Source organism: Pelomonas parva, assembly GCF_043555835.1.
GTDB classification, from domain to species: domain Bacteria; phylum Pseudomonadota; class Gammaproteobacteria; order Burkholderiales; family Burkholderiaceae_C; genus Pelomonas; species Pelomonas parva.
The window spans coordinates 497,541-512,137 of record NZ_JBIGHV010000005.1 but is presented as its reverse complement, the minus strand read 5'-3'; the positions used below and the strand labels follow the sequence as shown (position 1 = coordinate 512,137).

The 14,597-nt window shown below is 70.0% G+C and carries 8 protein-coding genes; 5 read left to right on the top strand and 3 right to left on the bottom strand.

All coding sequences use genetic code 11. From position 1 onward, the window contains the following. The first annotated feature begins 37 nt into the window (after positions 1-37). The 5 genes from smc to ACG00Y_RS16150 are packed head-to-tail and all read left to right on the top strand — an operon-like array spanning position 38 to position 8,808. On the top strand, positions 38-3,553 hold the full coding sequence (gene smc, locus ACG00Y_RS16170) for a chromosome segregation protein SMC (protein ID WP_394480547.1): 3,516 nt from the start codon (positions 38-40) through the stop codon (positions 3,551-3,553). Beyond that, positions 3,550-4,614: a cell division protein ZipA C-terminal FtsZ-binding domain-containing protein gene (locus tag ACG00Y_RS16165; protein ID WP_394480546.1), complete on the top strand. Its 1,065-nt coding sequence runs from the start codon at positions 3,550-3,552 to the stop codon at positions 4,612-4,614. Before smc ends, ACG00Y_RS16165 begins: the two co-directional genes overlap by 4 nt. Continuing rightward, the gene (gene paeA, locus ACG00Y_RS16160) at positions 4,615-5,916 is read left to right on the top strand and encodes a polyamine export protein PaeA (protein ID WP_394480544.1); all 1,302 of its coding nucleotides are present in this window, start codon (positions 4,615-4,617) and stop codon (positions 5,914-5,916) included. 16 nt (positions 5,917-5,932) lie between these two features. Further along, positions 5,933-7,966, top strand: coding sequence for an NAD-dependent DNA ligase LigA (ligA, locus tag ACG00Y_RS16155; protein WP_394480542.1), 2,034 nt, complete (start codon positions 5,933-5,935; stop codon positions 7,964-7,966). 26 nt (positions 7,967-7,992) lie between these two features. Then, complete coding sequence (locus ACG00Y_RS16150) at positions 7,993-8,808, top strand: substrate-binding periplasmic protein (protein ID WP_394480540.1); 816 nt, start codon at positions 7,993-7,995, stop codon at positions 8,806-8,808. A gap of 18 nt (positions 8,809-8,826) precedes the next feature. On the opposite strand, the gene ACG00Y_RS16145 is transcribed toward ACG00Y_RS16150, so the two are convergent. Genes ACG00Y_RS16145 through ACG00Y_RS16135 form a run of 3 tightly spaced genes read right to left on the bottom strand, consistent with a single transcriptional unit; the run spans position 8,827 to position 14,482 of the window. Continuing rightward, the gene (locus ACG00Y_RS16145; protein ID WP_394480539.1) at positions 8,827-11,829 is read right to left on the bottom strand and encodes a spermine/spermidine synthase domain-containing protein; all 3,003 of its coding nucleotides are present in this window, start codon (positions 11,827-11,829) and stop codon (positions 8,827-8,829) included. Beyond that, the gene (locus tag ACG00Y_RS16140) at positions 11,826-13,085 is read right to left on the bottom strand and encodes a 3-deoxy-D-manno-octulosonic acid transferase (RefSeq protein WP_394480538.1); all 1,260 of its coding nucleotides are present in this window, start codon (positions 13,083-13,085) and stop codon (positions 11,826-11,828) included. The genes ACG00Y_RS16145 and ACG00Y_RS16140 overlap by 4 nt, the downstream gene beginning before the upstream one ends. Beyond that, positions 13,085-14,482, bottom strand: coding sequence for a phosphomannomutase/phosphoglucomutase (locus tag ACG00Y_RS16135; protein WP_394480536.1), 1,398 nt, complete (start codon positions 14,480-14,482; stop codon positions 13,085-13,087). Before ACG00Y_RS16135 ends, ACG00Y_RS16140 begins: the two co-directional genes overlap by 1 nt. Positions 14,483-14,597: the final 115 nt, after the last annotated feature.

The following is a 14,597-nucleotide window of genomic DNA, read 5'->3' as shown; positions in this document are numbered from 1 at the left end:
TTCTTTAGCCAAATCAAGGGCTTACGAACCTTCCTCCATGCGGCTGAATTCGATCAAGCTCGCCGGCTTCAAGTCCTTTGCCGAACCCACGACCTTCCAGCTGCCCGGGCAGCTCGTCGGCGTGGTGGGCCCGAACGGCTGCGGCAAGTCCAACATCATGGACGCGGTGCGCTGGGTGCTGGGCGAGAGCAAGGCCAGCGAGCTGCGCGGCGAGTCCATGCAGGACGTCATCTTCAACGGCAGCGGCAACCGCAAGCCGGCGGGGCGGGCCAGCGTGGAGCTGGTGTTCGACAACCAGTCCGCGCGGGCAGGCGGCCCGTGGAACCAGTTCACCGAGATCGCCGTCAAGCGCGTGCTGACGCGTGACGGCACCAGCAGCTACTTCATCAACAACCAGCCGGTGCGCAGGCGTGACGTGCAGGACGTCTTCCTCGGCACCGGCCTGGGCCCGCGCGCCTACGCCATCATCGGCCAGGGCACCATCTCTCGCATCATCGAGAGCAAGCCGGAGGAGCTGCGCCTGTTCCTGGAAGAAGCGGCCGGCGTGTCCAAGTACAAGGAACGCCGCCGCGAGACCGAGAACCGGCTCAAGGACACGCGCGAGAACCTGACGCGCGTCGACGACATCCTGCGCGAGCTGAACGCCAACCTCGAAAAGCTGGAACGCCAGGCCGAGGTGGCGGCCACCTACCGCGGCCTGCAGGACAGCGGCACGCTGAAGCTGCACCAGCTGTGGTTCCTGAAGGCGCGCGACGCCGGCAACGAGGCGACGCGCGTGAAGACGGCGCATGCCGAGGCTGTCAACGCGCTGGAATCCCGCACGGCCGAGCTGCGCGCCGTCGAGGCGACGCTGGAGGAGGTGCGCCAGTCGCACTACGCCGCCGGCGACGAGCTGCACGCGTCACAAGGCCGTTATGCCGAGGCGCAGCTGGAAGTGAGTCGGCTGGAGGAGCGCATCCGCTTCGTCGTCGAAAGCCGCAACCGCGCCCAGGCCCGCCTGGCCGAGCTGCATGCCCAGGACCAGCAGTGGCGCGAGCGCGCGGAGCAGTCCGCCGCCGAGCTGGAAGGCATCGCCGAGCAGATCGCCGGCGCCGACGAGCAGAGCGAGATCCTGGCTGCCCAGGCCGAAGAGCAGCAGGCCCAGCTGCCGCAGACGGAGGACGCCGTGCGTGCCGCCCAGGCCCGCGCCAACGAGCAGCGCACGCTGGTGACCCAGGTGCAGCAGCAGATCCAGGTGCTGGCGGCCGAGAGCCGCAGCGTGGACGAGCAGGCGAGGGCGCTGCGCCAGCGCGAGGACCGGCTGACGGCCGAGTCGCGTGCGTTGGGTGCGCCCGATCACGAGGCGTTGGAAGCGCTGCGCGAACGCGCCGCTGCGGCCGATGAGGCGCGCGACCTGTCAGACGCCCGCCTGCAGGAGCTGGCCGAGCAGGTGCCGCACCTCGAAGAGCAGCGCCGCAACGCCCAGCAGTACTCCAACGCGCAACTGGCGAAGCAGTCCGAGCTGACCGCCCGCCTGGAGGCACTGAAGGCGCTGCAGGAGAAAGTGCAGACCGAAGGCAAGCTCAAGCCCTGGCTGGCCAAGCACGGGCTGGACGGGCTGCAAGGTCTGTGGACCAAGCTGCATATCGAACACGGCTGGGAGAACGCGCTCGAAGCCGCGCTGCGCGAGCGCATGGGCGCCCTTAGCGTGGGCCGGCTGGACACGGTGCGCGCGTTTGAAGCCGACGCGCCGCCCGCGCGGCTGGCCTTCTATTCGACGCCGACGGGATCAATAGCCAACACGCACGAGACGCTGCCCAAGCTCAGCGAATTGCTGCGCCTGAATGACGCCGGCCTGAGCGCGCTGCTGAACGACTGGCTGGAAGGCGTCTACACCGCGCCGACGCTGGATGAAGCTTTGGCCGCACGCGGCAAGCTCACGCACGGCGAGCTGATCCTGACGCCGGCCGGCCACGCGGTCGGCCAGTTCTCGGTGACCTTCTACGCGCCCGACTCCGAGCAGGCCGGGCTGCTTGCCCGCGCTCAGGAGATCGAACAGCTGACGACGGCCCAGCGCGCGCAGAACCTCATTGCCGACGAAGCGCGCCTCACGCTCTCCCGCATCGAGCATCAGTTCAACGACGCCAACGGCCGCCTGACCACGTTGCGCCGCGAGGCCAGCGAGGCGCAGACGCGCGCCCACCAGATTCACGTCGAGCTGCTGCGCCTCTCCCAGCAGGCCGAGGCCAGCCAGCAGCGCCGCAGCGCGCTGGACGCCGAGCTGGCGGAGATTGCCGCCCAGCAGGAAGGCCTGCAGGAGCGCCGCGCCGTGGGCGAGGCGCGCTTCGAGGAGTTGGACATCCAGCTCGGCGACGCGCAGCAGCGCCATGCCGAACTGGAAGACGGCACCATCGCCGCCGAGCGCAAGCTGGCCGACGCCCGCGAGCAGCTGCGTGCGCTGGAGCGCCGCGCCCAGGAGGCCCGCTTTGCCACGCAGGCCCTGGCCGCGCGACGTGGCGAGCTGCAGCGTGGTATCGAGACGGCGCAAGCCCAGATCGCCACTGTCGCCGCATCCGCCGCCAGCCTGCAGACAGAGTTGGACGGCTTCAACGACGTGGCGGCGCAGAACGGCCTGCAGGAGGCGCTGGCGCTGAAGGTCGAACGCGAGCAGGCGCTGGCCGCCGTGCGCGCGAACTACGACGACCTTTCGCTGCGCCTGCGCAAGGCCGACGAACAACGCATGAGCTTCGAGCGCAGCCTGGACCCGTTGCGCGAGGCCATCACCAAGCTGCAGCTGGAAGAGCAGGCCGCCCAGCTTGGCGGCGCGCAATACCGCGAGCAGCTCGAAGCCGCCGCCGTCGATCTCGAAGCGCTGGCCAAGTCGGTCGAAGAAGGCGGCGTCAAGCTCCACGGCCTGCAGAGCGAGATCGATCGCATCAACCGCGAGATTGCTGCGTTAGGCGCCGTCAACCTGGCCGCGCTGGACGAACTGACCAGCGCCCGCGAACGCAAGACCTTCCTCGACGCGCAATGCGCCGACCTGAACTCGGCCATCAAGACGCTGGAAGATGCGATCCACAAGATCGACCTTGAGACGCGCGACCTGCTGGGCTCGACCTTCAACCAGGTCAACGACCACTTCGGCCGCATGTTCCCCGAGCTGTTTGGCGGTGGCGAGGCGCGGCTGGTGATGACGGGCGACGAGATCCTGGACGCGGGCGTGCAGGTACTCGCCCAGCCGCCGGGCAAGAAGAACAGCACCATCCACCTGCTGTCCGGCGGCGAGAAGGCGCTGACGGCGATTGCGCTGGTGTTCGCGATCTTCCAGCTCAACCCCGCGCCCTTCTGCCTGCTGGACGAAGTGGACGCGCCGCTGGACGACGCCAACACCGAGCGTTATGCGCGGCTGGTCACCAAGATGAGCGCCGGTACGCAATTTCTCTTCATCTCGCACAACAAGATTGCGATGGAAATGGCTGAACAACTGATTGGCGTGACGATGCAGGAGCAAGGCGTGTCGCGCATCGTCGCGGTCGACATGGACAAGGCGCTGGCCATGGCGGAGGCGGCATGAGCAATGTCAGCCTGACGACGCTGCTGGCCATCCTCGGCGGCCTGGTGCTGATTGCCGTCGTCGCCCATGGCGCCTGGACGGCGCGCAAGGCCGGGCCGAAGCGCGCCTTGCCGCCGCAGGAGGAGCCGCACTTCGACCTGGCCCCCACCGCCTCGGCCGAAGCCGGCGAGGCCGGCGACGGGGCAATTGACCCGCTGGAAGTGACCCTGCCCGCCGTGGCGCGCCCGCCGCGCCGGCCGTCCTCGCGGGTGGACGCGCTGATCGACGCGATTGCCACCATCACCGTCGAGGCACCCGTGTCCGGCGAGCTGGCGCTGCAGCATCAGCCCGGCAGCCGCCGCGCCGGCACCAAGCCCTTCCAGATCGAGGGCCTGAACGCGCAGACGGGCGACTGGGAGCTGCCCGCGCCGGGCCTGCGCTACAGCGAGTTCCAGGCCGGCGTGAAGATGGCCAACCGCAGCGGCTCGCTCAACGAGATCGAGTACTCCGAATTCGTGCAGAAGGTGCAGGCCTTTGCCGACGGCATCGGCGGCTATGTGCAGTTCCCCGACATGCTGGATGTCGTCGCCCGCGCCCGCGAGCTGGACCAGTTCGCCGCCAGCCACGACGCCCAGCTCGCGCTGCTGCTGCGCGCGAAGGCGGCTGCATGGACGCCCGGCTTCGTGCAGCAGGCCGCCGGCCGCCACGGCTTCGTCGCCGGCGCGCTGCCGGGCCGGCTGGTGATGCCGGCGGCGGAAGAGGGCGCGCCGCCCGTGCTGACGCTGCAGTTCGACGCCCAGGCCGCGCTGGCCGAAGACCCCGAGGCCCTGTCGCTGCGCGAGCTGACGCTGGCGCTGGACGTGCCGCAGACGCCTGCTGAAGCCGAGCCGTTCGCACTCTGGCAGGAGGCGGCCCGTGCCCTGGCGCGCGACCTGGAGGCCGAGGTCTGCGACGACCGCGGCCAGGTGCTGGGCCTGCATGCCTTCGCGTCCATCGACGTGGAGTTGAAGAAGCTCTACCTGGCGCTGGCGGAGCGCGACCTGGCGGCGGGTTCGCCGGCGGCACGAAGGCTGTTCAGCTAAATGGTGACAAGCCTGCTGCTGATCAGCCTGCTGATCCTCGGCAGCGCCTTCTTCTCGATGGCCGAGCTGTCGCTGGCCGCGTCGCGCCGGCTCAACCTGCAGCAGCGCGCCGACTCGGGCGATGCCCGCGCCGCCAAGGTGCTGGCCGTGCAGGAGCACCCCGGCGACTACTTCACCGTCGTGCAGATCGGCGTCAACACCGTCGCCATCCTGGCCGGCATCATCGGCGAGGGCGCGTTCACGCCTCATTTCGAGGGCCTGCTGCGCCTCGTCGTGGCACCCGAAGTGGCGGCCACGCTGGGTTTCGCGGCGTCCTTCATCAGCATCACGTCGCTGTTCATCGTGCTGGCCGACCTGGTGCCCAAGCGCCTGTCCATGAGCGAGCCCGAGCGAGTGGCGATGGCGCTCGTCGGCCCCATGCTGCTGCTGTGCCGCGTGCTCAAGCCGCTGGCCTGGGCCTTCAGCGCCATCACCGAAGGCCTGATTCGCCTGCTCGGCCTGCCGGCCAAGCGCGACGAGACCATCAGCTACCGCGACATCCTGGCGCTGACCGAGGCCGGCTACCAGGCCGGCGTCGTGGCCGACGAGGAGCAGCAGGTCATCGCCAACGTGTTCGAACTGGACACGCGCACCGTCGAGACGGTGATGACCGAGCGCGAGCGCATCGTCTTCTTCTCGCGCGACGACGATGACGCGCTGATCCGCACCCGCATCGCTGACACGCCGCACTCGACCTACCTGGTGTGCGACGGCGACGTGGACCAGGTCGTTGGCTATGTGGACGCGACCGACCTGTTCCAGCGCGTGCTGCGCGACGAGCGGCTGTCGCTGCGCGAGGAGGGTGGCGTGCTGGTCAAGAAGGTGCTCATCGTGCCGGACCGGCTGACGCTGTCGGAAATGCTGACCCAGTTCCGCGAGGCGCACGAGGACTTCGCCGTCGTCGTCAACGAGTACAGCCGCGTGGTGGGCGTCATCACGCTGAACGATGTGATGAACACGGTCATGGGCAGCCTGGTCGCGCCGCACGACGAGGAGCAGATCGTGCGGCGCGAGGACGGCAGCTTCCTGGCCGACGGCATCACGCCCATCCCCGATGTGGAACGCTCGCTGGGCATTGCCCACTGGCCGCATGCCGGCACCTACGACACGCTGGCCGGCTTCCTGATGGTCATGCTGCGCCGCATCCCGCGCCGAACCGATGTGGTCGAGTGGGAAGGCTGGCGCTTCGAGGTGGTGGACGTGGACAGCTATCGGGTCGACCAGGTCATGATCACGGCGGTGGCGCCTGCAGCGCGGGACTGACGTTGACAATGGCGGCATGACTGCCGACTCCGCCCTGCGCGCCGCCGAGCTGCGCGCCCAGCTGAACCACCACGCCCACCTCTACTACGTGCTCGACGCGCCCGAGCTGCCGGACGCCGAGTACGACAAGCTGTTCGCCGAGCTGCAGGCCCTCGAGGCCACCCACCCCGAGCTGCTGACGCCGGATTCGCCGACGCAGCGCGTCATCGGCGCGGTGCTGCCGGGCCTGACGCCGGTGCGCCATGTGGTGCCCATGCTGTCGATCACGACGGAGACCGACACGACCGAGGGCGGCGCGATTGCGTTTGATGCGCGCGTGCGCCGCGAACTGGGCTTGACGGCCAGTGACCCGCCGGTCGAGTACGCGGCCGAGCTGAAGTTCGACGGCCTGGCGATGAGCCTGCGCTTTGAAGCCGGCGTGCTCGTGCAGGCCGCCACGCGCGGCGATGGCGAGACCGGCGAGGACGTGACGCAGAACGTGCGCACCATCGGCCAGATCCCGCTGCGCCTGCGCGGTGACGCACCGGCCGTGCTGGAGGTGCGCGGCGAGGTCTACATGCGCCGCGACGACTTCGAGAAGTTGAACGAGCGCCAGCGCGAGCGCGGCGAGAAGACCTTCGTGAACCCACGCAACACGGCGGCCGGCGCCATCCGCCAGCTGGACCCGGCGCTGGTGCGCCAGCGGCCGCTGTGCTTCTACGCCTACGGCCTGGGCGAGGTGCAGGGCTGGGACATTCCCGCCACGCACGCTGAGCTGCTCGACGCACTCGCGGCTTTCGGCCTGCCGGTCAACGCCGACCGCGTCGTGACCCTCGGGCATGCAGGCCTGGTGCAGTTCCACCAGGACATGGCCGCCAGGCGCGATGCGCTGCCCTTCGACATCGACGGCATCGTCTACAAGGTCAACTCCCGCGAGCTGCAGCAAAAGCTGGGCTTCAAGACCCGCGAGCCGCGCTGGGCCGTGGCGCACAAGTACCCCGCGCAGGAGCAGGTGACGACGCTGCTGGCCATCGATGTGCAAGTGGGCCGCACCGGCAAGCTGACTCCGGTGGCGCGCCTCGACCCGGTGTTCGTGGGCGGCACGACCGTCAGCAACGCGACGCTGCACAACCTGTTCGAGATGCGTCGCAAGGGTGTGCGCGTGGGCGACAAGGTCGTCATCCGCCGCGCCGGTGATGTGATCCCCGAAGTCGTAGGCCGGGTGCCTGGAGACCGGCCGAGCTACGTGCCCAACTTCCGCATGCCGCGCGCCTGCCCCATCTGCAAGAGCGAGGCCGCGCGCGAGAAGGGCGGCATGGACTACCGCTGCACCGGCGGCGTGTTCTGCCCGGCGCAGCGCAAGCAGGCCATGCTGCACTTCGCTGGCCGCCGCGCGATGGACATCGAGGGCCTGGGCGACAAGTTGGTCGAGCAGCTGGTGGACGCCGGCATCGTGCTGAGCCTGCCGGGCCTCTACAAGCTCGGCGTGGCCAAGCTCGCCGCGTTGGACCGCATGGCCGAGAAGAGCGCGCAGAACATCGTCGACGCGCTGGAGAAGAGCAAGACGCCGACGCTGGCGCGATTCCTGTTCTCGCTCGGCATCCGCCAGGTCGGCGAGACGACGGCCAAGGAGCTGGCGAAGCACTTCGGCACGCTGGACAAGCTGATGAACGCCAGCGTCGAGCAATTGCTGGAGGTGGCCGACGTGGGCCCCATCGTGGCGGCCAGCATCCACACCTTCTTTGCGCAGCCGCACAACCGCGAGGTCGTCGAGCAGTTGCTGGCGGCCGGCGTGCAGCCGAAGGAAAGCGCTGGCGAGGCCGACGACCGGCCGCGCCCGCTGCTGGGCAAGACGCTGGTGCTGACCGGCACGCTGCCCACGCTGAGCCGCGACGAGGCGCAGGCCTTGATCGAGGACGCCGGCGGCAAGGTCAGCGGCTCGGTGTCGAAGAAGACCAGCTACGTCATCGCCGGCGAAGAGGCGGGCAGCAAGCTGGAGAAGGCCCGCACGCTGGGTGTTACCGTGCTGGACGAAGCGGGGCTGCGGACGCTGCTCCAGGATCAAGGCTGAGTGACCGTCACCAGGAGCCACCGACGATGAAGATGCCACCCATCCGCCGGTCAGGCTGGGCGCTGGGGCTCGCGCTGCTTCTGCCGCTGGTTGCATGGGCCCAGGCCCAGACGCCGCCGGCGGTCTGCCGGCAACTGGTGGCTTCGGGCAACCCGCAGTACCCGCCCTATCTGTGGCGCAGTGCCGAGAACGAGGACCGGTTGGTCGGCGCCAATGCGGACATGCTGGTCTGGCTGTCCAAGGAACTGGGGCTGCCGATCGAGGCGCGCTACGTGGGCCCCTGGGGCCGTGTGCAGGAGGAGACGCGCGCCGGCCGCATCGACCTGATCGCCGGCGCCTTCCTGACGATGGCGCGCACCGAGTACATGGACTACTTCTACCCGGCGTTGCGCGAGACGCGTTCGGTGGTGCTGGTGCGCGACGGCACCCGCCTCGATTACCGGCGCTGGAGCGACCTGGCGGCGCTGCAGGGGGTGACCGTCATTGGCAACAGCTTCGGCGAGGACTTCGACCGCTACGCTCGCGACAAGCTGAACATCTCCCAGGTGGCGAGCCTGGAGCAGGCGCTGCAGATGCTGCAACGCTCGCGCGTCGACTACCTGGTCTACGAAGACAGCCCGGCCGCCGCCTACCAGGCTCGATTGAACATCGATGGCATCAAGCCGCTGCAGGTCGCCGTGGCCAGCGAGCCGCTGTACCTGACGCTGTCGCACCGCTCGGCCTGCAACACGCCGGAGATGCGCGGCCGCATCGCCCGCGCGATGTACAGGCTGGCGCGGCTGGGGCTGATGAACGGCTGGGTGGACAAGAGCATCCAGCTCTGGAAGCGGGTGGGGCCCTGAAAGGGTGAGCGGCGCCTCTCAGCCGCCCCGTTCGCGGGCCGCCGCGCACACCGCCTCGCCGCCTTCCTCCCAGGCCTTCAGAAAGCGCCTGATCTCGGCCTGCGAGGCCGGCGGCACCGTCGCTGCCCAGCGCGCCTCGCGGCTCTGCACGGCATCCGGCTGGCCCAGCGCCAGGCCGGCCAGCATGCCCAGCACCAGCGCCTGTTCCTTGACGCCGGCCGGCGCGGGGTTCAGCGCCCCTTGCAGCAGCCGCGTGGCGGACTGGTCGACGACCGCCCAGTCCCGGCGCCCGGTGGCGTCGTAGAGCGTCAGCAGTTCCAGCATCCCCGGGCTCAAGCCTGGCTGGGCCTTGCGCCAAGCGGCCGGGTCCCACAGCGCCTGCTGCTCGGTCGCCGGCACATGGGCGAGGACGGCTTCGGCCAGGTTGGCGGCGTAGATCAGCAACGAGTCCGCATCCAGCGGCGTGGCGGGCAGGCGCTGCAGCTTCAGCGCGTCGACGAGGCGGCTCAGGCCCTCGCCGCGGCCCTGGCCCGGGCTGCGACCGCTGAAGCGCTCGGCCGCCCGCACGGCTTGCTCACGCGCCTGCACCATGGTCTGGTCGGTGCTGGGCCGGATGGCTTCGGCGCGGGGCCAGGTCTTGCGGCAGTCCAGCACGGGCAGCAGCGGCAGGCCGTCGCTGGCCAGGCGCATCAGCTGACCCGCGCGCACGCCGCGAAAGCGCTGCTGCGGCGCGAACAGCGACACGGTGGGGAAGAAGTCCGAATGCGGCTTGCCGCCCTGCAGCCGCACATAGGTGCGCAACACCGCCGGCCCGCCGATGCGGCGCACAGCCAGGTCCGTCGGCCCGGCCAGGCCCACGCGGCGCAACTCGGCCGCCAGCAGCGGTGACTGCCAGGGCGCGTTGCCCGGCGCCACCAGCCCGTCCAGCGGCGCCAGGATGATCAGGTCGGCCGTGCTGGCGGCGTAGATCTCGGCGCCCGGGAACTCCTGCAGCAGCGCCGCGATCATCTCGGCCAGCAGCGCGTCGGAGATCTCGTAGCTGTGCACCCACTGCACCAGCATGCCGCCGGGCTTGAGGCTGCGCTTCACGCCGCGGTAGAACTCCTGCGTGAACAGGCTGGCCACGCCGCTCACCCAGGGGTTGGACGGCTCGGACACGACCACGTCGTAGCGCCGCTGGCCGCGGGCGAAGAACTCGCGCGCGTCCTCGAAATGCGCCTCCGAGCGCGGGTCCAGGTAGGCGCGTGAATTGCGCGGCGCGAACAGCTTGGCGCCTTCCCACATGGCGCGCTCGATCTCGATGGTGTCGACGCGCTTCGGTACCGGCGAGCCCAGCAGCGTGTGCGTGCTCAGGCCCGAGCCCCAGCCGATGACGGCGATCTCCTCGGGCTGCGGGTGCACGGCCAGCGGCAGCGCGGCGAGCATCAGCATCGTGATCTCGTCGGGGCTGGGCGGCTGCATCAACGCGGTCAGGCCCGCGTCGGGCTTGCCGTTGGTGGAGATGACGACGGCGCCCGGCTGCTTGACGACCGAGATGCTGGCCGTGGCGCCATCGCGGTAGAACAGCAGCTCGCGCCCGGTCATGTCGGTGCGACCGTAGCGGAACACGCCGGCCGACTGCAGCAGCCGGTCCGGCAGGCCCCAGTGCAGTAAGCCGCCCAGCACGACGGCGCCGACGCCGCCCGCAGCGATGACGGCCGGCGCCCAGCGGCCGGGGCTCAGCGCCCGCAGCATCACCAGGCCGATGGCCAGGTCGACCGCGCCGGCCAGCAGCACGGTCATGCCCACGCCGATGGCCGGCATCAGCACATGGGCGGCGATGAGCACGCCGACGATGGCGCCCAGCGTGTTGGCCGCGTAGACCTGGCCGATGGCGCGCTCGCCCGCGCCGCGCCGCAGCAGTGCCGCCGTGAACAGCGGCAGCGTCATGCCCGCGCAGAACGCGGCCGGCGCCATGATGAGGATGGCGATGCCCGCCGTGGCCACGTTGTAGAGCACATAGCCCGCCTGCGTCTTGCCCAGCGCCTCCAGGATGGCCGGCACCCAGTGGTAGGCATTGCCGAGCAGCGCGACCGACGCCATCGCGAACAGCCCCATGGCCACCTGCACAAAGCCGGCGTAGCGCACCAGGTCCTGGATGCGGTCGCCGACGCGGCGCACCCACAGGCCGCCGAACGCCAGGCCGGCGATGAAGGCGGCCAGCATCAGCTCGAAGCTGTGCAGGCTGCTGCCCAGCGCCTGGTTCAGCATGCGCACCCAGCCCAGTTCGTAGGCGAAGGACGCCGCGCTGGACAGGCAGGTCGCCATCAGCAGCGCCGGCAGCAGGCGGCCCGGGCCGTCTGCGCTGCCCTGCGTGGGCGCCGCGCTGCTGCCGGCCGGCTGGCCCTCGCGCAAGGCAGCGCTCAGGGCCAGGCTGGCCGCCGCGACGGCGAGGTTCAGCCAGCCCGCCACGTTCAGCGCGCCCGGCATGCCCAGCGCCGGCAGCAGCACGAAGGTGGCCACCAGCGCGCCCAGCGCTGCGCCGATGCCATTGGTGAAGTACAGGCCGCCCAGCGTCTGCCCCTGCTGGCTGCCGGCCATGCGCATGACGCCGGCGGCGATCAGCGGGAAGGTGGCGCCCAGCAGCACCGTCTGCGGCGCGATCAGCGCGGCGGCGCTCAGCCATTGCCAGGCCGTCGCGGCATCGGCACTCGCCAGCGCGGGCAGCACGGTCGCCTGGCTGTAGCTGCTGTAAGCCACGAAGACGCTGTGGAAGGCCAGGCCCATGACGCCGATCAGCGCCTCCGCGCCGGCATAGACCGCCACCGGCCGGCGCAGCGACTGCGTCATGCGGCTGACGAGCCAGGCGCCCAGCGCCATGCCGCCCATGAACATCATCAGCACCAGCGTCTGCGCATAGGCCGCGTGGCCCAGCGTCAGGCCCAGGTAGTGCGACCAGATGGACTGGTAGATCAGCGCCGCGCAGCCCGACAGCACGAACAGCCCCTGCAGGGCCCAGCGGATGGCGGCGGTGCGGTTCATGGACTCTCCGAAAGGATGGCTGCCGCCATGCGCGCAGCCGCGCCGCGGTGGGCGGCAGAGAAGGCGAGGGCGGCGGCGCCCATGGCCTCACGGGCTGCGGCGTCGCCACACAGCGCGAGGCCGCGAGCGACGGCGTCGGCCAGGTTCGCGCAACGCTGGGCGGCGCCGGCCGCCAGGGCCAGTTCCGTCGCCTCGGCGAAGTTGAAGGTGTGCGGCCCGGCCAGTACTGGGCAGCCGCAGGCGGCCGCCTCGATGAGGTTCTGCCCGCCCAGCGGCTCGAAGCTGCCGCCCAGCAAAGCGACGCTGGCCAGGCCGTAGTACAGCGGCATCTCGCGCATCGAGTCGCCCAGCCAGACGTCGGCCTGCAGGGCTTCTTGCGGTGGCTCGTCGGCCCAGCCGCTGCGGCGGGCGAGCTTGAAGCCGGCGGATTCGATGAGTGCGGCAATCTCGTCGAAGCGCTGCGGGTGGCGCGGCACGATGGCCAGCAGCGGGCGCGGGGCAGGGCGCTTCAGCCAGTCGGCCAACAGCGCCGCCTCTTCGCCTTCGCGGCTGACGGCCAGCATGACGACGGGCCGGCCGAGTCGCGCCGCCCAGGCCTGGCCGCTAGCGATCAGCGCGGGGTCGACGGCAATGTCGTACTTCAGGTTGCCAGCCACCCCCACGCGCACAGTCCCCATCATGCGGATACGTTCCGCGTCGGCCTCGGTCTGCGCCAGCGCCAGCGTGATGCGGCGCGCGGCCGGGTGCATCAGAGGACGCAGCCGCTGCCCCTGGTGCAGGCTCTTGCTGGACAGGCGCGCGTTGGCCAGCACCATGGGCACACCGGCCCGCTGAGCCTCGAACTGCAGCGTCGGCCAGACCTCGGTCTCCATCAGCACGCCCAGCCTCGGCTGCCAATGGCGCAGGAAGCGGCGCACCGCGCCCGGCGTGTCGTAGGGCAGCCAGGCCTGGGCGTCGCCGTCTTTCAGCAGCGCTTGTCCCGCTTCACGGCCGGTCGCGGTCGAATGGGTCAGCAGGAACCTGAGCGCCGGGTCGCGGGCTCGCAGCGCGGCTATGAGCGCGCTGGCAGCGCGCGTCTCGCCGAGTGACACCGCATGAATCCACAGCCGGCCAGACGCCGTGCTGCCAGCAAAAAAGCCGAGCCGCTCACCGAGCGCATGCCGGTAGAGCGGCTCCCTGCCGCCGCGCCGCCAAAGGCGCAGCAGATAGAACGGGGTCAGCAGCCGCAGCAGCGCGGCATAACCCCACAGCGCCATCAGTGGCCGGCCGCGAACTGCGCGTCCGGCTTCACCCGCTTGAGCTGCGCCAGCACGTCATGCTGGATGCGCTCCAGCGCCTCGGGCGTGTGGCCCTCGAAGCGCAGCACCAGCACCGGCGTCGTGTTGGACGGGCGGATGAGGCCAAAGCCGTCCGCATATTCGAAGCGCATGCCGTCGATGGTGTTGATCTCCAGCACGCCGGGCAGGTCGGCCTTGGTCACCAGCTCCTTGAGCTTCTTGACGACCTCGTGGTGCTCGCCCTCGGCGCAAGGCACATTGATCTCTGGCGTGTTGAAGCTGTTCGGCAAGGCCTTCAGCACGGCGCTCGGGTCCTTGGCGCGTGAAAGGATCTCCAGCATGCGGCCGGCCGTGTACATCGCGTCGTCGAAGCCGTACCAGCGCTCGGCAAAGAAGATGTGGCCCGACAGCTCGCCGGCCAGCGGCGCGCCGGTTTCCTTCAGCTTGGCCTTGGCCAGCGAGTGGCCGGTCATCCACATCAGCGGCTTGCCGCCATGCTTCTTGATCCACGGTGCCAGGCGCTGCGTGCACTTGACGTCGAAGATGATCTGGGCGCCCTTGTTGCGCTTCAGGATGTCGGCGGCGATCAGCATGATCTGGCGGTCCGGCATGATCATTTCGCCGTCCTTGGTGACGATGCCGAGGCGGTCGCCGTCGCCGTCGAAGGCCAGGCCCAGCTCGGCGCCGGTGGCGTGGACGACGCGCTTCAAGTCTTCCAGGTTCTCGGGGCGGCTCGGGTCCGGGTGATGGTTGGGGAAGTCGCCGTCGACCTTGGAGAAGATGTCGATGACTTCGCAGCCCAACGCGCGCAGGATGGCCGGGGCCGAGGCACCGGGGATGCCGTTGCCGCTGTCGACGACGATCTTCATCGGGCGGGCCAGCTTGCAGTCGTTGACGACGCGGTGCGTGTACTCGGGGACGATGTCCATCTTGGCGCCACGGCCGCGGCCCTTGGCGTAGTCCTCGGCCTCGATGCGCTGGCGCAGACGCTGGATCTGCTCACCGTAGACGGCCGCACCCTGGAGCACCATCTTGAAGCCGTTGTAGTCCTTGGGGTTGTGGCTGCCCGTGACCATGATGCCGGAGCTGCAGCCATGCTTGGCGCGCGTGGCGGCGACGTAATAGAGCATGGGCGTCGTCACGGCGCCGATGTCGACGACATCGAGGCCGGTGGAGCGCAGGCCGCGCACCAGGGCGGCGACGAGGCCGGGGCCGGACAGGCGGCCGTCACGGCCGACGGCGACGGCCTTTTCGCCCAGGGCCTTGGCCTCGGTGCCGAAGGCGCGGCCCAGGTGCTCTGCGAGCTCCTCGTTCAAGGTCTGGCCGACGACGCCACGGATGTCGTAGGCCTTGAAGATGGAAGCGTGAACCTGCATGGATGCCCTTGGAAAGCTGGTGTTGAAATCGCGGCGGATTGTAGGCAGCGCGCGTGTCTGTCCATCCGTCGTGTCGGCTGTCGATCCGTCGCTCATGCAAGGGGCATGCCTCAAG